The organism is Streptomyces nanshensis, assembly GCF_001751255.1.
Lineage (GTDB): Bacteria > Actinomycetota > Actinomycetes > Streptomycetales > Streptomycetaceae > Streptomyces > Streptomyces nanshensis_A.
In genome coordinates this window covers 1-20546 of sequence record NZ_LJGW01000307.1, presented here as the reverse complement: position 1 = coordinate 20546, position 20546 = coordinate 1, and the positions used below count along the sequence as shown (strand labels likewise).

Annotated in this window: 19 protein-coding genes and 1 tRNA gene; 11 read left to right on the top strand and 9 right to left on the bottom strand. The window is 70.3% G+C overall.

All coding sequences use genetic code 11. The features are described from left to right. Nucleotides 1–479: helix-turn-helix domain-containing protein (locus tag AN218_RS18195; protein WP_171908713.1), on the bottom strand; the 479-nt coding region annotated here is incomplete at its 3' end. A gap of 341 nt (nucleotides 480–820) precedes the next feature. On the opposite strand from AN218_RS18195, the gene AN218_RS18190 reads away from it, so the two are divergent. Continuing rightward, the gene (locus AN218_RS18190) at nucleotides 821–1510 is read left to right on the top strand and encodes a hypothetical protein (protein ID WP_070017946.1); all 690 of its coding nucleotides are present in this window, start codon (nucleotides 821–823) and stop codon (nucleotides 1508–1510) included. A gap of 156 nt (nucleotides 1511–1666) precedes the next feature. Here AN218_RS18190 and AN218_RS18185 read toward each other — a convergent pair whose 3' ends face one another. From AN218_RS18185 to AN218_RS18175, 3 genes are all read right to left on the bottom strand, one after another. Further along, complete coding sequence (locus AN218_RS18185) at nucleotides 1667–2605, bottom strand: carbohydrate ABC transporter permease (protein ID WP_079132302.1); 939 nt, start codon at nucleotides 2603–2605, stop codon at nucleotides 1667–1669. After that, a complete protein-coding gene (locus tag AN218_RS18180) occupies nucleotides 2602–3627 on the bottom strand; it encodes a carbohydrate ABC transporter permease (RefSeq protein ID WP_079132301.1) in 1026 nt (341 codons plus the stop codon). The genes AN218_RS18185 and AN218_RS18180 overlap by 4 nt, the downstream gene beginning before the upstream one ends. Nucleotides 3628–3756: 129 nt before the next feature. Further along, nucleotides 3757–5043, bottom strand: a complete 1287-nt coding sequence (locus AN218_RS18175; RefSeq protein WP_244900515.1) for an ABC transporter substrate-binding protein — start codon at nucleotides 5041–5043, stop codon at nucleotides 3757–3759. A gap of 339 nt (nucleotides 5044–5382) precedes the next feature. Here AN218_RS18175 and AN218_RS18170 point away from each other — a divergent pair, with 339 nt between their 5' ends. Continuing rightward, nucleotides 5383–6423: a LacI family DNA-binding transcriptional regulator gene (locus AN218_RS18170; protein WP_070017945.1), complete on the top strand. Its 1041-nt coding sequence runs from the start codon at nucleotides 5383–5385 to the stop codon at nucleotides 6421–6423. A 467-nt stretch (nucleotides 6424–6890) separates the two neighbouring features. Then, complete coding sequence (locus tag AN218_RS18165; RefSeq protein ID WP_171908712.1) at nucleotides 6891–8579, top strand: glycoside hydrolase family 13 protein; 1689 nt, start codon at nucleotides 6891–6893, stop codon at nucleotides 8577–8579. Between the two features lie 317 nt (nucleotides 8580–8896). Here the strand turns inward: AN218_RS18165 and AN218_RS18160 are convergent, their stop codons facing one another. Beyond that, nucleotides 8897–9385: a cupin domain-containing protein gene (locus tag AN218_RS18160; RefSeq protein WP_070017943.1), complete on the bottom strand. Its 489-nt coding sequence runs from the start codon at nucleotides 9383–9385 to the stop codon at nucleotides 8897–8899. Nucleotides 9386–9640: 255 nt separating this feature from the next. Here AN218_RS18160 and AN218_RS18155 point away from each other — a divergent pair, with 255 nt between their 5' ends. The 5 genes from AN218_RS18155 (at nucleotide 9641) to AN218_RS18130 (ending at nucleotide 14510) form a co-directional block, all read left to right on the top strand. Beyond that, nucleotides 9641–10006 (top strand): PadR family transcriptional regulator, encoded by a 366-nt coding sequence (locus tag AN218_RS18155; protein ID WP_070017942.1) that lies wholly within the window; start codon nucleotides 9641–9643, stop codon nucleotides 10004–10006. After that, nucleotides 10003–11070 (top strand): hypothetical protein, encoded by a 1068-nt coding sequence (locus AN218_RS18150; protein WP_070017941.1) that lies wholly within the window; start codon nucleotides 10003–10005, stop codon nucleotides 11068–11070. The genes AN218_RS18155 and AN218_RS18150 overlap by 4 nt, the downstream gene beginning before the upstream one ends. A 1039-nt stretch (nucleotides 11071–12109) precedes the next feature. Then, nucleotides 12110–13318, top strand: coding sequence for a helix-turn-helix domain-containing protein (locus tag AN218_RS18140; RefSeq protein WP_244900514.1), 1209 nt, complete (start codon nucleotides 12110–12112; stop codon nucleotides 13316–13318). A gap of 17 nt (nucleotides 13319–13335) precedes the next feature. Further along, nucleotides 13336–13815, top strand: a complete 480-nt coding sequence (locus tag AN218_RS18135) for a hypothetical protein (RefSeq protein ID WP_070017939.1) — start codon at nucleotides 13336–13338, stop codon at nucleotides 13813–13815. A gap of 101 nt (nucleotides 13816–13916) precedes the next feature. Then, nucleotides 13917–14510, top strand: coding sequence for a GNAT family N-acetyltransferase (locus tag AN218_RS18130; RefSeq protein WP_070017947.1), 594 nt, complete (start codon nucleotides 13917–13919; stop codon nucleotides 14508–14510). A 25-nt stretch (nucleotides 14511–14535) separates the two neighbouring features. On the opposite strand, the gene AN218_RS18125 is transcribed toward AN218_RS18130, so the two are convergent. Both AN218_RS18125 and AN218_RS18120 read right to left on the bottom strand, forming a co-directional pair. After that, a complete protein-coding gene (locus AN218_RS18125; RefSeq protein ID WP_070017938.1) occupies nucleotides 14536–15879 on the bottom strand; it encodes a hydroxyacid-oxoacid transhydrogenase in 1344 nt (447 codons plus the stop codon). Between the two features lie 153 nt (nucleotides 15880–16032). Continuing rightward, nucleotides 16033–16560, bottom strand: a complete 528-nt coding sequence (locus AN218_RS18120; RefSeq protein WP_070017937.1) for a hypothetical protein — start codon at nucleotides 16558–16560, stop codon at nucleotides 16033–16035. Nucleotides 16561–16845: 285 nt separating this feature from the next. Here AN218_RS18120 and AN218_RS18115 point away from each other — a divergent pair, with 285 nt between their 5' ends. The 3 genes from AN218_RS18115 (at nucleotide 16846) to AN218_RS18110 (ending at nucleotide 18822) form a co-directional block, all read left to right on the top strand. After that, on the top strand, nucleotides 16846–17865 hold the full coding sequence (locus tag AN218_RS18115) for an erythromycin esterase family protein (RefSeq protein WP_070017936.1): 1020 nt from the start codon (nucleotides 16846–16848) through the stop codon (nucleotides 17863–17865). A 322-nt stretch (nucleotides 17866–18187) separates the two neighbouring features. Further along, on the top strand, nucleotides 18188–18334 hold the full coding sequence (locus AN218_RS38320; RefSeq protein ID WP_244900513.1) for a hypothetical protein: 147 nt from the start codon (nucleotides 18188–18190) through the stop codon (nucleotides 18332–18334). A gap of 62 nt (nucleotides 18335–18396) precedes the next feature. Continuing rightward, on the top strand, nucleotides 18397–18822 hold the full coding sequence (locus tag AN218_RS18110; RefSeq protein ID WP_070017935.1) for a nuclear transport factor 2 family protein: 426 nt from the start codon (nucleotides 18397–18399) through the stop codon (nucleotides 18820–18822). Nucleotides 18823–19255: 433 nt separating this feature from the next. Here AN218_RS18110 and AN218_RS18105 read toward each other — a convergent pair. Both AN218_RS18105 and AN218_RS18100 read right to left on the bottom strand, forming a co-directional pair. After that, nucleotides 19256–19343, bottom strand: a tRNA-Ser gene (locus AN218_RS18105). A 61-nt stretch (nucleotides 19344–19404) separates the two neighbouring features. Then, nucleotides 19405–20546, bottom strand: a 1142-nt coding sequence (locus tag AN218_RS18100; protein ID WP_141747613.1) for a S1C family serine protease, incomplete at its 5' end; no start/stop codon positions are given.

Genomic DNA, 20546 nt, shown 5'->3' with positions numbered 1-20546 from the left:
CGGAGCCGCGCGGCGAGGGCGCTGCCGGCTCCGGTTCCGGTGGCCGCGGCGGCGGCGGTGGCGGTGGCGGTGCCTGTGCCGGTGCCGGTGCCGGTGCCGGTGGCAGCGCGTCCCGTACGTCCCTCCGTACGTACCTGCCCGCCGTCCGTACGTCCCTCCGCTTCCTCCTCCGCCGCGTTCCGCGCCCGCTCGGCCGCCTCCGCCGCCTGCTCCCGCAGCCTGCCGAGGCGCTCCTGCTCCCTGGGCGTCAGCCCGGCGATGCCGCACAGGGCGGCGAAGGTGTCGGCCGGGATGACCTCCTGGCCGTTGAGGTAACGGGAGACGGGGGACTTGGTGAGGTGGAGCGCCTCGGCCAGTCCGCGCTGGTTCAGCTCCGTCCTGTCCCGGTAGACGGTGCGCAACTGCTCCGTGAACTCCCGTACGGGGCCCTGGAGTTGCTCCGGCAGCGGCTTCAGCGGGCGTCTGCCTGTCTCGGGCATGTCCCTGTCTCCCTCATCCACGTCCCTCTTCGCAGGTCGGCGGCTTGTGCGCCTCCCGGCGTCCCTCGTCGCACGCGGCCCGTGGCGGCGCGCGGTGCGGGACCGAAGAATCGACCCGGCTCGCGTTTCCGGGTACTTCGGCGACCGGTACCGGCCGCTCCGCCCCGGGAACGCCCGCATGTTCTCACGCGGCGGACGCGCACGGTGCCCGAACCGGACTCCGCGTGACCACGGGAGCACCGCGAGCCCTCCGGACGCACCACACCCCCGGATGTGCCGGACGACCGGCGCCCCCGGGCGGCGACAACCGACGACGACTTCAAGAGAGAGCACACGAGACCATGAAGAGAAGGTTCCAACTCGCCCTCGCCGGCGCCCTGATCACCGCCGTGGGCAGCACACTGACCCTGTGGTCCGCGGACGCGCAGGCTTCCGTGAACCGCTACACGATCCAGGCCGACTCGCCGAAACCGGCGGCCTGCAACAACCAGGGCACTGTCCCGGCGGGCACCTGGCTGCAGAACAAGGTGTGCGGCTACTTCGTCGGTACGGCGATGGCCGGCACCGCCTTCGACGTCCACGAGACCGCGCAGAGCGACTACCACTACGGGCACAACTACGGCGGCAACAACATCTGCGCCTGGGTGCCGCCGGGCGCCCTCAGCGCCGAGCCGACCGGAACGGCCGACGAGTCGTGCAGCGCCGAGACGAAGGAACGGATCGGCCACCGCCGTGCGTTCGGCTCCGACTTCAACGCGGCCGCCCACGCGGCGGAGGACGGCAGCGCCGTCACCGTCGACCCGGCCTGCTCCGGCGGCGCGTACTACAACTACTTCAACTCCAGCGACTACAACGGCGGTTCGCTGCGCGACGCGGCGGGGCAGCCCGCGGCCGAGGTGCAGTACCGGTACACGACGACCGGCTCCGACCCGGCCGTCGTCGTCCGCGACTCCAACCTGGGCTGGGTCTTCATGGACCGCGACTGCGTCACCGACTGGCGCGGCCTGACGTTCCACAACGACGACGACTGAGCGGCCGGACACCGGCCGGGTCCCGGTCCGACCCCGACCCCGACCCCGACCCCGATCCCGGGCCGGACCGGGGCCGGACCGGGACCCGGAACGCGAACGGGGGTGCGGGCGGCGGCTCCGCCCGCGCCCCCGGGCCCAACGGCCCGCCCGCGCGGCCTACTTCACCGCGCCCGCCGTCAGCCCGGCCACGATGCGGCGCTGGAAGAAGAGCACGAGGATCACCAGCGGCACGGTCACGATGATGCCCGCGGCCATCTGGCTGCCGTGCGGCGCCACGAACTGCGAGGCGCCCGTGAACTTCGAGACGGCCACGGGAGCCGTCTGCATCGACTCCTTGTTGACCATCGACACCGCGATGAGGAACTCGTTCCACGCCATGACGAAGGTGAGGATCGCCGTCGTGAACAGCCCGGGCGCGGCCAGCGGAAGGATCACCTTGCGGAACGCCTGTCCCCGCGTACAGCCGTCGACGCGCGCCGACTCCTCTAGCTGCGTGGGCATCTGACGGAAGAAGGACGTCAGGTTCCACACCGCGAGCGGCAGCGCGAAGGACATGCTGGGCACGATCATCGCCTGGTACGTGTTGATCCACCCGATGCCCACGAACAGCTTCAGCAGCGGAATCGTGATCGAGACGACCGGGAACATCGACGTGGCGATGATGCCCGTCAGCACCAGCCGCTTGAAGCGGAAGTCGAGCCGGGCCAGCGCGTAGGCGGTGGTGACGCCGACGATCAGCGCCAGCACCGTCGTCGTCCCCGCGACGACGAAGCTGTTGCCCAGCGACCGTACGAATCCCAGCGAAGGGTCCAGCACGTTCGCGTAGTTGGTGAGCGAGACCGGCGAGGGCCAGAGCGAGACGTCGAAGATGTCCGCGGGGCGGCGCAGGCTGGAGACGAGCATCCAGTAGAAGGGCGCCAGACACCAGGCGGCCACCGCCACGACGCCCGCGGTGCGCAGCGTCGTACGCCATGCGCTGCCCGGCACCCTGGCGCGTGCGCCCGGGCCGCCGGACGGCGCTCCGCTTCCGGTGGCGGCGCCGGTCCCGGGCGGGGTCGGCTCCTCGGTCGCCGCGGTCGTCGTCGTGCCGGTCATGCGGTGGCCTCCTTCTGCAGGTTCCGGCCGCTGCCGGTCCCCTGGCGTGGGCGCTTGCCGGTGCCCTTCCCCCGGGTGCCGCGGGCGCTCTGGTCACGGGCGCCGAGCAGGTCCGCGCCCAGCAGTTTGATGAACGCGAAGGCGATGAGGAAGACGTAGAGGAAGAGCACCACCGAGTAGGCGGACGCCGGTCCGAAGCGGACGTTGGACGCCTCGTCCTGGGCGAGCATCGACAGCGTCTCCACGGACTGCTTGCCGGCGCCGATGAGGATGTAGGGCAGGTCGAACATCCGCAGCGCGTCCAGCAGCCGGAAGAGCACGGCGACCAGCAGCGCGGGCTTGACCAGGGGGAGCGTGATGCTCCACAGGCGGCGTACCGGCCCGGCCCCGTCGACGCGGGCCGCCTCGTAGACCTCGGAGGAGATGATCTGCAGCCCGGCGAGCACGAGGATGCCGACGAACGGCGCCGTCTTCCACACCTCGGCGATGATGACCGCGACCTGCGCCTGGAAGCCCTCCGTGGTCCACAACACCTTCGTGTTAAGTACGGAGTTGGCGATGCCCTCGCTGTCGAAGATCCAGCGCCACAGCAGCGCCGAGATCGCGGTGGGTATCGCCCAGGGGACGAGGATGCTGGCCCGTATCCAGGCCCGTCCGCGGAGGCCCTGGTGCATGATCAGCGCCATGGCGAAGCCGATGACGGTCTCCAGGATCACCGAGGTGACGGTCAGGAACGAGGTGTTCCAGAAGGCGTTCCAGAAGCGGTCGCCGGCGCCGGAGAAGATCGACGTGAAGTTGTCCAGGCCGACGAAGGGGTCCCCCTTCTCGATGAACCCGGTCTTCGGGTCGATGTCCGGGACGCTGAAGAGCGAGGAGTACACCGCCGAGAGCACCGGATAGGCGATGACGAGCCCGAGCACGAGCAGCGTCGGGGAGACAAGGAAGGCGGCCATGCGCCCCTCACCGTGCAGTTGCGAGCGCGCGGCGGGCCCGCTGGTGCGGCGCCATGGTGTCAGCGACATGGGTCGGGTCTTCCTTTCTCGGCCGGCGGCGTCGTGTGCGGGGAGGTCCGCGTGCCTGTGCCGAACCTTCCGGGAGGCTGGTCGTACGGGGTGGAGCGGGTCGTACGGGACAGAGGGAGGTCAGAGAGGTCAGGGAGCGAGGGCGCGAAGCTGCCGCTGGAGGCCCCGCAGCGCGGCCTGCGCGGTCTTCTTGCCGGTGAGCGCGTTGTACGCCTCGTTCTGGATGGCCTTCGTGGCGTCGCCGTACTGCACGACGCGGGGCCTCGGTTCGGCGCCGAGGATGGACTTCTTCAGCACCGGCAGATAGGGGAACTTCTTCACATAGCCGGGCTCGTCGTAGAGGTTCTCGAAGACCGGCGCGAGGGACGCCTTCTCCAGCTTGAGGCGGGCGCTCTGCTCGTTCGTCATGAAGCGCATGAAGTCCAGCGCGGTCGCCTTGTTGCGGGCGGAGGAGGACAGCGCGAGGTTGTGCCCGCCGAGCGAGGAGGCGCCGGGGCCCTTCTCACCGGGTATCGGCGCGACGCCGAACTTACCTGCGACCTGGTTGTTCTTGGCCTTCTTGTCGGAGATCGCGTACTGGTAGGGCCAGTTGCGGTAGAAGAGCAGATCGCCCTTCTCGAAGGCGCGCCTGCCCTGCTCCTCCATGAACGTGATCCCGCTCTTGGGGATCGTCCCGTCCTTGAGGCTCTCGACCATGTGGTCCATGCCGCGCCGGGCCTCGGGGGTGTCCAGGTGCGGTATGCCCTTGGCGTCGGTGACCTCGCCGCCGGCGGAGTTGACGGCCTCCGAGAAGTTCACGGTCAGGCCCTCGTACTTCTCGAACTGGCCGCCGTAGCAGGACATCGAGGGCTTCTGCCCCTTCAGGACCTTGTCGCAGATCTCGCGCATCTCGTCCCAGGTCTTCGGCGGGGACTCGACGCCCGCCTTCTCCAGCAGGTCCTTGCGGTAGTAGAGCATCGCGCCGTCCGAGGCGTACGGCATCGCGAACCACTTGCCGCGGTAGGCCGCCGTGGCGTTGATCGGGCCGAGGGTCCGCTTGAACGGGAAGGAGTCGGCGGGTAGTTGGTCGATCCACCGGTGCGAGGCGAACTCGGAGGTCCACACGACGTCGAGGTTGAGCACGCTGTAGGTGTCGGTCTTGAGCTGCGCGTTCTGGATCATCATCTGCCGCTGCTGGTCGGCGTCCTCGGGCAGTTCGATGAAGGTGGCCTTCTCGTCGGGGTGCCGGTCGTTCCACCGCTTGATCAGCGTCGGCACGACGCCGGAGGTGTCGCTCGTGGCGAAGGTGATCGGCCCGCGCTCCTCGGCGTCGGTCGCGCTCTCCACCGACGACGGCCCGAGACCGCAGCCGCCGACGAGCGTGAGTGCGGCGGTGACGGCGGTGCATGGCAGCAGTCGTCGCGGAATGGCGCGCACGTGATCTCCTCTGGACTGTGGCCTGCTGTGGCCGTGTGTGGTTCGCTGTGGTCGCCGTGACGGGCGCCGCGAGCACCCGTCACGCTTCCGGCCCGGGGCATGGCGGGCCGAGGGTCCGCCGGCCTCGAAAGGCGCGCTCGCTCGAACCGAGGTCGTGAGGAACAGCGAGGTTAAATCGAGTGAGCAGGAGGATGTTGCCCCTGCCGCGTCCCTGTCAAGACCTCCGGCAGCAACAGTGACTCCCGTACCGCGTACGGGCGTTCCGACCGGCTCGAAAACCCGTTGACACCGTGACGGGCCGGGGCGATGCTCGGCTAGATCGAGTTACCTGGAGGGTTCATGCCGCCGTCGCCCTCGCGCGTCACCCAGGCCGACGTCGCCCGTCATGCCGGGGTCTCACGTACGACGGTCTCCTTCGTCCTCTCGGGCCGCGAGGACATGCGGATCTCCATCGAGGCACGCCGCCGGATACTGGGCGCCGCCGAGGAGTTGGGCTACCGGCCCAACCTGACGGCGCAGAGCCTGCGTACGCGCAAGACCCACACCCTCGGGCTGGTCTCGGACACCGTTGCCGGTACGCCGCATGCGGGCGGGATGATCCAGGGCGCGCTGGAGGCCGCGCTGGAACGGGACCATCTGCTCTACTTCGCGGAGTCCGGCGGCGATCCGGCCGCGGAGCGGAAGCTGCTCCAGGGCATGCTCGACCGGCAGGTGGACGGACTGGTGCACGCGGCGATGTCCACCGGGCGCCGGCGGCCCTCGGAACAGATGCGCTCGCGTCCGTGCGTCCTGCTCAACTGCCTGGACGACAGCGGGGAGTTCACCTGCGTCGTACCGGACGAGGAGGAGGCGGGCCGGCAGGCCGTACGGCTGCTGCTGGAGGCCGGCCACCGGGAAGGCGTCCACGTCGTGGGCGGCCGGCATCTCACGGACGGGACGCCCGAGGGCGTGTACGCGGGGCGTGAGCGGATGCGCGGCGTCGAGGCGGTGATGGCTCAGGCGGGCCTGCGGCTCGGCGGTGTCTCCGAGTGCGACTGGTCGGCACCCGAGCACGGATACGCCGCCGTACGCGGGCTGTTGGACTCACCGCGGCGGCCCACGGCCTTCGTCTGCTGCAACGACCGGCTGGCGTTCGGCGTCTACCAGGCGGCCTGCGACAGCGGCCTCGCGGTGCCGCGCGATCTGTCGGTGGTCTCCTTCGACGACTCCGAACTGGCCTCGTGGCTGCGCCCGTCGCTCACCTCGATCGCGCTCCCGCACCGCGAACTGGGCCGGAGTGCGGTCTCGTTACTGTTGTCCCCGGAGGGGCCGCAGCCCGCGGTCCACCGCGTTCCCATGCCCGTCCGACGGCGCGGCTCGATCGCCGCACCGCACCGCTGAGACGGCGGGGCACGGCCGCAACGGCGCGGTCCACGGGCCCCGTTCGCGCCCGGCGCACCCGGCGCACCCGGCCTCCCGGGTCCGTCCCGTTCCCGCTTCCGGTCCCGGTTCGGCCTGACCGACTCCCGTGCCCGTATCAGACGCCCGGCCGGTCCCTCGTCCACGACCTCGTTCAAGACCCCGTCCACGACCTCGTTCACGACAGAGATCACGACCTCGGTCAGACCTGGACCGGCCCTCAACGGGGCGCCGTACGGGCGCCGTTCACCGTGCTCCGCGGCGCCCGGCCGCAGGCAGGAGCACGCCGGGATCCCCGGGACGCACACCGAATCGCGCGTGCCCGGACAACAACCGAATAGCGAGCAGGGCTACTGAGTACGAATCCCCCGAACCCGGGAGGCGGGACGAGCAGGACCGCGTCTCCCGTACGACATGACCGAACCCGCACCGCACTGCGAGGAAACGACGTGACCGACACCACTGCACCGCACCGCCAGGACGGCCCCGACTGGTGGCGCCAGGCCGCCGTCTACCAGATCTACCCCCGCAGCTTCGCCGACTCCGACGGCGACGGGCTCGGCGACATCCCGGGCATCACCTCACGGCTGCCCTACCTCGCCGAACTCGGCGTCGACGCCGTCTGGTTGAGCCCCTTCTATCCGTCCGCGCTGGCCGACGGCGGCTACGACGTGGCCGACTACCGCAACGTCGACCCCCGGCTGGGCACCCTCGACGACTTCGACGCGATGGTCGCCGAGGCCCACCGCTTCGGCATCAAGGTCATCATCGACATCGTCCCCAACCACACCTCCGAGGACCACGAATGGTTCCAGCAGGCGCTGCGCGCCGAGCCGGGATCGCCCGAGCGCAACCGCTACATCTTCCGCCAGGGCAAGGGCGAGGACGGCGAACTGCCGCCCGCCGACTGGGAGTCCGCCTTCGGCGGCCCCGCCTGGAGCCGGCTGGAGGACGGCTGGTGGTATCTCCACCTCTTCGCCCCCGAACAGCCGGACCTCAACTGGGAGAACCCGGAGGTACGCGCCGACTTCGTCAAGACCCTGCGCTTCTGGTCGGACCGCGGCGTCGACGGCTACCGCATCGACGTCGCCAACGCCCTGATGAAGGACGTCGCCGATCCGCTGCGCGACATGGGCCCACGCTCGTACGACGAGCAGATGGCCGAACTCGCGGACGGCGCCCACCCGTTCTGGGACCGCGACGAGGTGCACGAGATATACCGGGAGTGGCGCGAGGTCTTCAACGAGTACGACCCGCCGCGCGTCGGCGTCGCCGAGGCATGGGTCAAGCGCCACCGCCTGGTGCTCTACGCCCGTCCCGAGGGACTGGGCCAGGCCTTCAACTTCGAGTATCTGACGACGGGTTGGGACGCACAGGAACTGCGCTCCGTCATCGACGAGTCTCTGCGCACGGCCCAGGAGGCGGGCGCCTCCGCGACCTGGGTGCTCTCCAACCACGACGTCGTACGGCACGCCTCGCGCTTCGCGCTTCCCGAGGGCGCCGACAGCAACGAGTGGCTGCTCAGCGGCGGCACCCGGCCGCAGGCCGACGCCGAACGGGGCCTGCGCCGCGCCCGCGCCGCCACGATGCTGGAGCTGGCGCTGCCGGGGTCGGCGTACATGTACCAGGGCGAGGAACTGGGCCTGCCCGAGGTCGCCTCCCTGACGGTGGACGACCTCCAGGACCCGACGTGGGAACGCAGTTCGCATACCCGCAAGGGCCGCGACGGCTGCCGCGTACCGCTTCCCTGGACGCGTACGGGCCCGTCCTTCGGCTTCGGCGGCGAGGACGGCGCCGCCCCGTGGCTGCCGCAGCCGAAGAACTTCGGGGAGCTGTCGGCGGAGGCGCAGGAGGGCCGGGAGGGCTCCACGCTGGAGCTGTACCGGGAGGCGCTGCGACTGCGGCACAAGCTCGTCGGCACCGACGAGACGCTGGAGTGGATCAGCGACGACGCGTCGGAGAGCGAGGGGCTGCTGCACTTCGTACGCCCCGACGGCTGGCACTGCCTGACCAACTTCAGCACGGAGACCAAGCCGCTGCCGACGGGCGAAGTGCTGCTGAGCAGCGGCCCGTTGACCGGGGACGGGCTCCCCGGCGAGACGACGGTGTGGCTGCGGGACGGAGGGGCGGAGGGGTGACGAGGAGGGGGTGAGGGGTGTGAGGGGCGACGGATGACAGACGACGGATAGCAGGTGACGGCTGACGGATAGCAGGTGGCAGGTAACGGCTGACGGCTGACGGCTGACGGCTGACGGCTGACAGATTTCACTTTTTGTCATCCGTTATCTGATACCTGCCGACTGCCAGTTGACGTCCGTCGTCCGTCGTCCGACACCGGACATCCGTCATCCCCACCCCGCCCGAACACGGACCGGCACGGCGGCAGCCCGGAAGCGGCCCAACCGCCGTGCCGTTCCGCGGTGTTCGGCACCCCGCCAGCGACCCCCGCCCGCACTCACTCCGTATCGACGAAGAAGCTGTCGTGCTTGACCTGGAAGTCGCGGAGTTCCCGACCTCCGCGTCGCGTCATCTCGGCGACCTGCTCGAAGTACTCCTCGCGCGGCGCCCCGGGCGAGAACAGCATCAGCATGGACACCGGATCGTCCGAGTCGTTCTTGAAGGCGTGCAGTCCGCCCACCGGCACGTACAGGAAGTCGCCCTCCCGGCCCGTGATCCAGCGCTCCCCGTCGAAGAGCCGCAGCTCCCCCGACAGCACGTAGAACGACTCCGAGATCGACCGGTGGAAGTGCGTGCTCGGACCGGGCGACCTCGGGCCCAACTCCACCTTGTAGAGCCCGAATTCACCGTCCGTGCCGGCGCTGGTGGCGAGGTAGTGCGTGCGGTTCCCCCCGCCGGAGGAGATGTCGGGCTCCGTATCGGCGGGCCTGAAGACCGCGTTGGTCTCGCCGTCCTCACCGAAGTACCGGGGCTCGGGATATGACATCCGGCTCTCCTTCCACTCCGCCCGTTCCGCCTGTTCGGCCCGTGCGCGGGGGTCTCCCGTTCCGGCGATTGTGTCCACGCCAACACCCGTACGGCATCGGCCAAGGGGCCGTGTGGCCGTACCCGTTGGCCGTACCCCTCCCGTCCCGGCTCCGTACGCCCCGGGACCTCGTCCGGCAGTCCCGGCCACGCGAGACCATCGATTCGCTACTAGTCAGAATCTTGACTAGTAGCGAATCACGTCTACTCTCGATGTGTGACCACCGAAGCGACCGACGAAGAACCGCCCGCGGCCTGGCTTCGCGGAGTGATCGAACTGGCCGCCGCAGCCGTACTCGCGGAGGGCGACCGGCACGGATACGCCGTGGCGCAGCGCCTCAACGAGGCCGGTTTCGGACGTCTGCGGGGCGGCGTGCTCTACCCGGTGCTGGCGCGGCTGGAGTCGGAGGGCGTCCTCAGTTCGACGTGGGCGGCGGGCGAGGGCGGACCGGGCCGCAAGGTCTACACGCTCACCGCGGACGGCGAGCGCTGGCTCGCGTCCCAGAACGCCCGCTGGGGCCGATTCGCCGCGCGCATGGACCAGTTGCTGAGCAGCACCGTCGAGGAAGGCCGGACCCGATGAACGACACCGCGGACACGGACGCACACGACACACAGTGGGGCGACAGGCTGACGCTCTTCCTGACCTACCGCGGCGTCGACGCCGCGACGGCCCGGAACTGCGCGCGGGAGGCGCTCGCCCACTGCGCCGAGTCGGGAGAGCGCCCGGAGGAGACCTTCGGCGACGCGAAGGAGTACGCGGAGCAACTCGCCGCGGCCCATCTGCCCGCCGCCGCCCGCGCCCGCGCCGACCACCCCGGGCACCTCGCCCCGGAGGACTACCGCGAGGCGCCGTGGCTCGTCCCCGGCGGTCTCCTGCTGGTGTGCGGCGGCGTGCTGTGGTTCCAGGACGGTCTCTGGACGACCCCGACCGCGGCGGGCACGGCCCAAGTCGCCCTGCTCGTCGTCACGTTCGTCCTCGCGGCCTGGGCTCAGGCGTTCCGGGCCGAGGGACGTACGCGGGCGGCGGGCGGCGCGCTCGTCGCGGCGCTGGCAGGGGCGGTGCTGGTGGCGGTGGCGATGGAGGTCCTGCCGCACGACGGGCTGATGCGGATACCCGCTCCGCTGCTCCTCCCCGCCGGCGCCGGGCTGCTCTGGCTCGGCGGACGCGTCGGCACACACCGCGCGGCGTCGGCAGCAGCGACGACGGCAGCGTCAACTCCGCCCGGCACGGCGGGAGTACGGGCGGACGAGGGACGCGAGCACGACGCGGAGGCCTGGCTGCGCCGCCTCGAAGGACTGCTGCGCGGACGTCACAAGGTCTCCCGCGCGGACGCGCGGCGCCTGACCGCCGAGGCCCGCGAGCATCTGGCCGGCACGGGCACGCTGCCGGAGGAGGAGTTCGGCGGCGCCGAGGAGTACGCACTGCGCCTCGTCGAGGAGGGCGCCGCCCGGCGCCGCTCCCGCGAGTCGCTGAGCTGGAACGGCACGGCACTGCTCTTCGTCCTCGTCGTGATCTCCCTGGTGGACCGGGACGGTGCGGACTTCGGCTGGTGGCAGTGGTGCCTGACGGCCGCGGCGGTGGCCATGGCCTGCTGGCTGATTCTCCGCTTCCGCGCCAGGTGGCCGTCACGCAAGGGGAGTTGAGCCCTGGCGGAAGACGGTCCCCGCGCGCTTTTCCTGCCTCTGTTGCCGATTGCTGCCGGCCCGCTGCCCGCTCAGCCTGTTGCCGATCGGGGCTTCCCGCCCGGCATGGGTCCTTGCGACGTCGCCACCGGCCGTGAGGGCTGTGATCCGGTCCCACGGACGTCCGCGTCGAGGTCGACGACGGAGTAGCGAGTGAGGCGGTGAAGAAGCTTGCCGGCACGGATCCAGGGGATGCGGGGATCGTCGTAGGCGACGCTTGCGACGTCAACGGGGTACGGCTGAGGCACGGGCCGGTACAACGCTCCGGAGACGCCTGCCGGTTCGAGATCACGGACACGCAGGACGGTGTGCTCGCGCCGCATCCGTGGGCACTTCTCGACGGCTTCGCGGGCGCAGGGCGCACACACGGGCGGGTTCTCGGTGACGATGCTCTCGCTCCCCAGGCGGGCGATCGTAACCGGGTCTTCTGTGTGGAGCCACAGGACACCGTCCGCGCTGCTGTCCGACGGACCACCGCAGACCTGGCACAGCAGTTGTTCCATGGCGAGACGCTGCCGCAGGGCATGAACCTTGCCGAACTCCGGCTTGCCCTTGCCCGGTTGGGAAGGAAGGCGAGTCCACAGCACTCCGCGCGGATCACGGTCGTACGAACGCTCCCGTACATACGCGAGACGGCCGCGCCTGGCCGTGACCCGGGGACGTTCGGAGCGTTCGCCGCTCCATCGCGTGATGTAGGGGACCCGTACCCCGCAGTGGACCCGCCCGGGGCGACGGGACGTCGACGACGGGGTCAGCACACGCGCCTCCCTGGCTCGGTGATCCGCCGATGCGTTCCGGTCCGGACCGTGTCAGTGCACCGACCAAACCGCGAACCTGCTCGACGAACCAGAAACGACCCGGCCACCGCATATCCGTATGCGCGCGTCGCATAGGCGTAGCGGAACGGAGAAGGGTTACCTGTACCAACGGTCGGGGGGTATCGGTGAACTGGTCGACGCAAGCCGTCCGAGAGGCTTCACGTACGGGCGATTACGGACGTGTGATCAGGCTTGCCCGCCAGGCAGCGGGCGTCTCGCAGAAACAGCTCGGTGAAGCCTGCGGCATCAGTCAATCCGCTGTCTCCCGGATGGAGGGGCACGGCGCCGCCTCCTATGACATGAATCAACTGGCGAGAACAGCAACCCACTTGCAGATCCCTCTGCGGCAGGTCGGTCTCGCCGAACACGCTGCGGTTCGAGCCGCACCCGTGGACAGGATGGAAGTGGAACGGCGCAGCTTTCTTGCCGGGGCGGCGGTCGCCGCCACCGGACCCGCGCTGGCAGCATTCGACTTTCGGCACGCATCGGCTGCTGAGAACGATCGATCTGCCACGCTTCGGCTTGCGACAAGTGCCTACCGGCGTATGGACGGTTCGACTCCGTCCCGCCAGCTTGCGGAACCGGTGCTTGCTCACCTCCGATTGGCCAGGACACTCGCCGGCGAAGCGGAGGACAGCGCAACCAGAGCTCGGCTGGCAGCGGTCGGCAGTGAAGTCGCCGGCCTGGCCGGGTGGCTCTCCTGGGACATGGGCGATCACGGCTCGGCCCGAACCTGGTACGGGACGGCCGTCAAAGCAGCCCGTAGTTCACGTGACCGGCTCCTGACCGCGTACCAGTCGGGCAGTCTTGCGCAGTTCGAGGCACACGCCGGCAACGCCGCGCAGGCACTGTCCCTGACACGTTCGGCCCGCCGTCAACTCGGCCGGGAACGCCCGGCCATCGCCGCCGCATGGCTGTCCACGGTGGAGGCGCTCGCACATGCGGCCGCCGGGGACCGCGCATCGACGGACCAGGCTTTGAAGGACGCCATGGAGGGTGCGACCCGCATCACCGTCGAAGAACCGCCGCCCTGGCCCTGGGTCTTCACCTTCAGCCCCGGCAAGGTCGCCGCCGCTCGACTTGCCTGCGGCTCCCGGCTCGGCCTGCCGCAGTGGGTGTTCGAAGCGCAGGACGAAGCGGGACCGGTGCTGGCGTCCGGGCACGCGAAGCAACGAGCCGTGTACGTCCTCGATATGGCTGCGGCCCATCTCGCATCCGGACGGATCGACGGGGCGTTCGCCCTGGCGACACAGGCACTGGAGACAGGCGTCCACTACCGCTCAGGACGCATCGTGGAGAAAGCACGCTCGTTGCGTCGCGACTATGTCACGGCCTCTCCGCCCGGTGTCGTACGGGACTTCGACGACCGGCTCCACGGCGTTCACCTATGACACACGGAGGGACACGTATGCGACTGGGCATCACGGGGCACCGCGGACTCCCCCGGGAATCCGAGAGGTTGATTCGCACAGCGTTGAACTTCACGGTGCAGCAGTACAGTCCGGAGACGCTGATGGGGATCTCGTGCATTGCCGACGGGCCTGACGCATGGTTCGCCGAATCGGTGCTCGATCACGGTGGGCACATCGAGGTCGTCGTTCCGGCCTCCGGCTATCGAGACGGCCTTCCCGCCTGGCATCACGCGACGTACGACCGGCTGCTGCGACAGGCACGAGAGGTGCACTCGACAGGCTTGAGCGCGTCCGATGCACACGCGCACATGGCGGGCAGCGAGATTCTCGTCGGCCTGGCGGACCGCCTGGTCGCCGTCTGGGACGGCAAGCCGGCTCGCGGTCACGGCGGGACGGCCGACGTGGTGGAGTACGCGAACCGGAACGGTGTGCCTGTGGACGTGGTGTGGCCTGACGGGGCGGCACGGGACGGGTGACCGTACGGGCCGAATCCCCCGCCCCCGCACCCGAACCCCCACCCCCGTACGCACCGCCCATCCGGACGTGGAACCCCGCGTACGGGGGCATGATCCCGGTCATGGAGCGTCCCGCGGAACTGCTGCGCCACGGTGTCCTCGAACTGCGGCGCTGGCGCTGCCGCGACGCCGACGTGCACTACCGGGTCGTCACGGAGTCGCTGACCCATCTGCTGCCCTGGATGCCGTGGGCCGCGGAGCGCCACAGCCCCGACGCGTCGCTGGAGTTCGTCACGCGGTGCGAACGCGAGTGGGCCGAGCGCCAGGCGTACAACTACGCGGTGTCCGTGGACGGTTCGACGGTGGGCAGTTGCAGCCTGATGCGCCGCATAGGCCCCGGCGGGCTGGAGATCGGCTACTGGATCCACCCGTCGTGGACGCGCCGCGGGCTCGCGACGTCGGCCGCCGCCGCTCTGCTGCGCGCGGCGTTCGCCCTGCCCGGCGTGGAGGTGGTGGAGATCCACCACGACGAGGCCAACGAGGCCAGCGGCGGTGTGCCCAGACGGCTGGGGTTCACCGAGGTCGAGCGGCGTCCGGCCGTCGAAGGGCCGTCCGCGCCGGGCGAATCGGGGATCGAGGTGGTCTGGCGCGCGGACCGCGACGGCCCGTGGCTCGCGGCGGACCCGGCCAACGGTTCGACTCCGGCCGCCAGTTGAGGTCCGGCCACCGGTTCCGGCCCGGCTACCAGTTCTGGACGGAGTTGAGCAGGATCCGCTCGATCTCCTCCTCGCCCACGGGACGCGGACAGGTCGACAGCAGCCGCTGCTGCTTCATCGTCCCGGGCACCAGGTCCGGTACGTCGCTCTCGCCGTAGCCGACGCCGCCGATGCCGTTCGGGATGCCGATGTCCCGCATCAGCCGGGTCAGCACCCGCGGCAGCCGCTCGGCGGGCTCGGACTCCTCCGACGCCGTGCCGGGCGCCAGGAGCTCCGCCGCCCGCAGATGCCGTTCCGGTGCGGCGGAGAAGCTGAAGCGGAAGGCTTCCGGTGCCGTCAGGGACACCGACTGACCGTGCGGAACCATCGGTTCGTCCTGCGGATAGCCGGACGGACGGTATTCCTTCACCATGCCCGCGATCGGATAGCCGTTGGCATGCGGAATGTGCACTCCGGCATTGCCGAAGCCCATGCCCGCGAAGGTCGCCGCCATCATCATGTCCGTACGGGCCTCGACGTCCCCCGCGCCGCCGCCCGTACCACCATCGCCCGTACCGCCGCCGTCCCCGCCGCTGTGCACCGCACGCCGGAAGGACCTCGCGATCAGGGCCATCGCCTTCTCGCACCACAGGTCCGAGACCGGGTTCGAGCCGCAGTACGTCACGCGCTCCTCGGGCGCGCGGCGCGCGGAGTCCGCGTACCAGCGGGCCGTGTACGACTCCAGCGCATGGCAGACGATGTCCATCCCGGCGGAGGCCGTGACCTCGGGCGGCAGCGTCATCGTCAGCAGCGGATCGACCACGGCGAGCGCGGGGCGCAGCCGCCAGTGGCTGATGCCGGTCTTGACCTTCATCGACAGGACGTCCAGTACGCACATGGCCGTGCTCTCGGCGCCGGTACCCGCGGTGGTGGGGACGGCGACGAGCGGCTTGAGCGGACGCGGCGGCACGGCGGCCCGTCCGATCGGCTTGTTCACGTAGTCCATCAACTCGCCGCCGCACGACAGCAGCAGGTTGACCGCCTTCGCGGTGTCGATGGACGATCCGCCGCCGACCGCGACGAACGCGTCCCAGGGACCTTCGGCACGCGCATGCTCGACGGCCGCGGCGAAGCTGGCGTCGCTCGGCTCGACGTGCACACCGTCGTGGACGGCGGCGTCGATGCCGTACCGGGCCAGGTTCTCGGCGACGCGCTGCGGGATGCCGAGGGCGGCGACACCGGGGTCGGTGAGGACCAGTACGCGCCGGACGCCGAACTGCGAGAGGTCGAAGCCGATCTCGTCCGCGGCCCCCGCACCGAATTTCAGCGGCGGCGCACCCCAGGTGAACACGGTCTCCTCGACCGGTCCGGTCTCCTCGTCACTGCTCATCGGAAGCCCTCCACGCTCGCGGTCGGCCCTGTCCCGTACGGTTCCGGTTCCCGGTTCCGGTTCCCGGTTCCCCGCACGGGCGCCCGTACCCCTCGTACCTCGTGCCTACCAGCGCCTCTGCGCATTCCGTTCACGAGCGGGGACGGGGCCGCGTCACAGGGACGCCGTCTCGTCCCCGGACGGCTCCTGGCCGCTCTCCCCGGGCGGCAGCCCGGCCCGCGCGCGCAGCATGTCCGCACGCGAGTGGATCAGCAGCGCGACGGCCTTGATGACGGCGGCGACGCTCACGCCCACGGCAGTGGTCAACCCGCCGACGGCGGTGATGACTTGGGCCGTGTCGGACGGCCCGAACCGGTCGTGCGCCACGCTCTCCAGCACTCCGCGCACCGCCGCGAAGGCCACCCCGTACCCGGCCACCGCCAGGACCAACAGCCCCAGGACGGCCCAGAGTTGAGCCCTCCGCACGCCCCGCTGGGCGCCGTACAGGGCGTAGTGCCAGAGGGTGTACTGCGCCTGAAGGTCCTTACGGGCGTCCTCGGCGCGGTTCAGCGAGTCGTCCAGCCGCTGCACCAGATGCTCGGGGCGGCTTCCGCTTCTGCTGTGCGTGGCGGCGTACCCCAACTCCTTGGCGTCCTCGCCCGCTTCGCGAAGATGCCGCCGCAGCCGCTCCGAAGCTCCCACTCCACCCCTCCGGATCCTGCTCTCCCCCACGTCTCCCGCGGTGCCGCGCGCCGTGTGCGACCGGGGACGTCCGTACGGTCGCTCCTGCCCACTGTGCCCGCGGCAACTCCTCACCGTACGACCGCCGTTGACGCCCCTCGCGCCAGCTCCGGGGGACCGACTGACCGGCGGACCGACTGACGCCCGGCTGTTGACTCGATGACGCCCCCTTTGACTTGAAGTCCCCTTCACATCGGACGGTTGCGGGCCAAGCCCGCGCTGCCCGCTTCCGAAGGAGAGCCCCCGATGACCCGTCATCCCGCGTACGCGCACACGGACCCGGACGAGCACGCGGCCGCCGCGCGCTGGGTCCGTACCCACGCCCACCCGCTCGCCGCCCTCGACCCCGGCGCCCCGCCGGATGACCTGCGGCCGTTCGCCGAGAGCGTCCGCGACGCCGCGGTCGTCGCCCTCGCCCACTCCATGCGTCACTCCCGCGAACTCTCCACCGTCTCCCACCGCGTACTGCGGCTCCTGGTCGATGAGTACGGCTTCCGCTCGCTCGCGCTGGAGGGCGACGATCCGGTACGACGCGGACTCGCGGCATACGTCCGCGACGGCACGGGCGGCGACCCGCGCGAACTCCTCGCCCGGTGCCGCCCGTTCTGGCGGACGGAGGAGATCCTCGACGTCGTCACATGGATGCGCGCCTACAACGAGCGGCACCCCGCCGACCCGGTCCGGTTCGCCGAATCACCCGTTCCCGAGCCGGAGTTCACGGGTCCGGAGAGCCTTCCCGACATCGAGCGGCATCTCGCGGAGTCCACCGCCTGGTGGCACGAGCACACCGGCGACCGGATCGTCTACTGGGGCGGCCTCGCGCATATGGGCGTCGACGCTCACCGCCACAACGCGGGCAGCCGCCTGCGCGAGCGGCTGGGTAGCGCGTACGCCGCGATCGGCCTGACCTTCCACCGCGGCACCGCCCTCCACCGTTATCCGGAACCGCCCGCCGACTTCGCCGAGTCCGTCCTGGGAGCGGGGGACCTCGACGCCTTCACGCTCGACCTTCGTACGGGGAACGCACCGGACCCGGCGGTACGCGCCTGGCTCGCCGGCCCCGTCCGAACCCGCCTGATCGGCCCCGTCTACGACCCCGCACACGACGCCGCCCACCACATGACGGCCGACGCCCTGACGGACCTGCTGAACGGCGTCATCCACATCCGCGAGGTGACGAACGCCCGCCCGCTGGCCTCGTCTTCGAACGCGGGCCCGGAAGCGGAACCGAGACCGGCCCCAGACCGGGAGCGAACGCCGAGCTGACGGGGTGGCGTCCCGTACACCGCGGATCGCTCCGCCGGGGGGCTCCGGGCAACCGGGTCGTGATGGCGACCCGTCGACGAACCCGGCCGGCACACCGCCGACCGTGAGTCGTTTTCTCAACGAACCCCTCGCGCGGCTGAGTGCGCCGGGGATGCTGGGTGACTGTACCGGCTGGGGTGGATGGGGGTGGATCAGGCAGGGCTGCTCATCGAGTCGTCGTAGGTCGAAGCGGTACACGGGCGTCGTCGGCGTCCGCTGCGGAACTGTGTACCGGCCCGGTTCGAGGATGTCACTCCGGTACGTATCTTTCGTTGGTCGCGCAGTGAGCGTCACTTCCCGGGGCTGGTACTGGGCGGCGACGACCGGGGCGGCCGTCGGCTTCGAGTCGTGGCCGGAGCGGGACCAGTTGCTGCTCATGGACTTCGAGCCGGGCGTGTGGGAATCGGCTCGCAGCCGTTCTGGCGGCTGACCGAACTTCCCGTCACCCTAGGGTGGCTGGGTCAACAAGTGTTGAGCGAATGGAAGAGCCCTGTGCCGCATCTGGATACACCTGCTGTCCGCACCCCTCACGAGGTGCTGACTTGCTACTACCAGGCCATGCTCGACAAATCCGCAGACGATCTCGCCGATCTCTACGCCACGGACGCGGTGCACGAATTCCCGTTCACCTCTCCCGGTTTCCCCCCGCGCTACGAGGGGCGTGAGGCCGTGCGCGCCGGATACCGGGCAGCCTGGGGCGCCAGCCCCGCCCATGTGCAGGAGGTCAGGAGGATCGCGACCTACGAGACCGCCGATCCGGAAGTGATCATCACCGAGCATGTCGTGGTGGGAACGCTGACAACCAAGGGCACCACGTTCACCGTCCCCGGACTCCTGATACTCCACGTCCGCAACGGACTGATCACGCGAGTCCGCGATTACATGGACGGCTTGGGAGTCCCCAGCGCCGGAGCCTGAAGACCGCACCAGTACAGCGACAGCCCGGCTTGAGCCGGGACAGCGCAAAGCCCCGTCCGGCTCCGCCCCTCGGGATCTGTATCAAGGAACCGAATGCCCGCGTCTCCCCCCATCCAGTCCACTCAGGTCAGCACGGCGCAGGCGACCAGCGACCTTACGCAGCAACACCCCTGCTGTTTCTGACTCTTGCAGCTTCGGACATAACTCTCATTTCCCCCATTCGTGTCACGCCCACCGTCAACAGCCGCCCACGCGCCAGCACTTCACGCCGAAGCAACAGGTGACATTCGGCCGCCGATCCTGGCCCACACATGGCCCACCCAAGCTGATCAGCCCCGGCAAACACGCGAACCGCCATGAGACGGACCGCAAGCAGAGGGCGCGTCTCCGACCCGGAGACGCGCCCTCTGACCTGCTGCTTCTCTCACCTCTGCGGAGGCGGTGGGATTCGAACCCACGGTGAGGGGTTACCTCACGACGGTTTTCAAGACCGTTCCCTTCGGCCGCTCGGGCACACCTCCCCGCGTCGCAACCGGTGCCCGGGCGCGACGCGGGGGTCAGCCTAGCGAATGGGTCGTCGGGTCACTGATCGCCCTTGCGGGAGCCGAGGGTCACGTCGGTCGTGGACTCCTTGCCGCCTCGCTTGTAGGTGATCTTGACCTTCTCGCCCGGCTTGTGCGTCCAGATCGTGCCGATCAGGGTGGGGCCGCTGTCGATCGTCGTGTCGTCGAGCTTCGTGATGACGTCGCCCGGCTTCAGGCCGGCCTTGTCCGCCGGGCCGTCCTTCGTGATGGCCGGCTGACTGCCCTCGCCCCGGTCGGCGATGACCGCGCCGCCGTCCTGCTGGTCCATCGTGACCGTCGCGCCGATGACCGGGTAGACGGGCGTACCGGTCTTGATGAGCTGTGTGGCCACGCGCTTGGCCTGGTTGACCGGGATGGCGAAGCCCAGGCCGATGCTGCCGGACTGGCCGCCCTGTCCCAGGCCGCCGTCGCCGCCGCCGGCCGACTGGATCGCCGAGTTGACGCCGATGACCGCGCCCTGCGCGTTCAGCAGCGGGCCGCCGGAGTTGCCGGGGTTGATGGAGGCGTCGGTCTGGAGGGCGTTCATGTACGAGGCGTTGCTGCCCTGGCCGTCGCTGGAGGCGACCGGGCGGTTCTTCGCGCTGACGATGCCCGTGGTCACGGTGCCCGAGAGGCCGAAGGGGGCGCCGATGGCGATCGTCGCGTCGCCGACCTGGACGTCGTTGGACTTGCCGAGGGGGAGCGGCGAGAGCTTGCGGTCGTCGGCGTTCTTGAGCTTGATGACCGCGACGTCGTAGCCCTGTGCCTTGCCGACGACTTCGGCCTCGTACTTCTTGCCGTCCGAGAACGTCGCGGAGAGGCCGCCGTCCGAACCGGACGCCACCACATGGTTGTTGGTGAGGATGTGGCCCTGCTTGTCGAAGACGAAGCCCGTGCCGGTGCCTTCCTCGCCGCCGCCCTTGGTCTCGATCGTGACGACGCTCGGAAGGGTCTTGCCCGCTATACCCGCCACGGACTTGGGCGAGCGGTTGAGCGCGCCGGAGTCCGAGCCGGAGCTGATGGTCGTGGACGAGCCGTCCTCCTGGTCGGCGGCCCAGAAGCCGATGCCGCCGCCGATGCCCCCGGCGACCAGCGCGCCGACGAGGATGGCCGCCAGCAGACCGCCCGGCACCCGCTTGCCGCCGGGCGGCGGCCCCGGCG

Coding starts and splice junctions, on each gene's coding strand:
- AN218_RS18190 (WP_070017946.1), top strand. CDS start 821: ATGAAGAGAAGGTTCCAACTCGCCCTCGCCGGCGCCCTGATCACCGCC.
- AN218_RS18185 (WP_079132302.1), bottom strand. CDS start 2,605: ATGACCGGCACGACGACGACCGCGGCGACCGAGGAGCCGACCCCGCCC.
- AN218_RS18180 (WP_079132301.1), bottom strand. CDS start 3,627: ATGTCGCTGACACCATGGCGCCGCACCAGCGGGCCCGCCGCGCGCTCG.
- AN218_RS18170 (WP_070017945.1), top strand. CDS start 5,383: ATGCCGCCGTCGCCCTCGCGCGTCACCCAGGCCGACGTCGCCCGTCAT.
- AN218_RS18160 (WP_070017943.1), bottom strand. CDS start 9,385: ATGTCATATCCCGAGCCCCGGTACTTCGGTGAGGACGGCGAGACCAAC.
- AN218_RS18150 (WP_070017941.1), top strand. CDS start 10,003: ATGAACGACACCGCGGACACGGACGCACACGACACACAGTGGGGCGAC.
- AN218_RS18135 (WP_070017939.1), top strand. CDS start 13,336: ATGCGACTGGGCATCACGGGGCACCGCGGACTCCCCCGGGAATCCGAG.
- AN218_RS18130 (WP_070017947.1), top strand. CDS start 13,917: ATGGAGCGTCCCGCGGAACTGCTGCGCCACGGTGTCCTCGAACTGCGG.
- AN218_RS18125 (WP_070017938.1), bottom strand. CDS start 15,879: ATGAGCAGTGACGAGGAGACCGGACCGGTCGAGGAGACCGTGTTCACC.
- AN218_RS18115 (WP_070017936.1), top strand. CDS start 16,846: ATGACCCGTCATCCCGCGTACGCGCACACGGACCCGGACGAGCACGCG.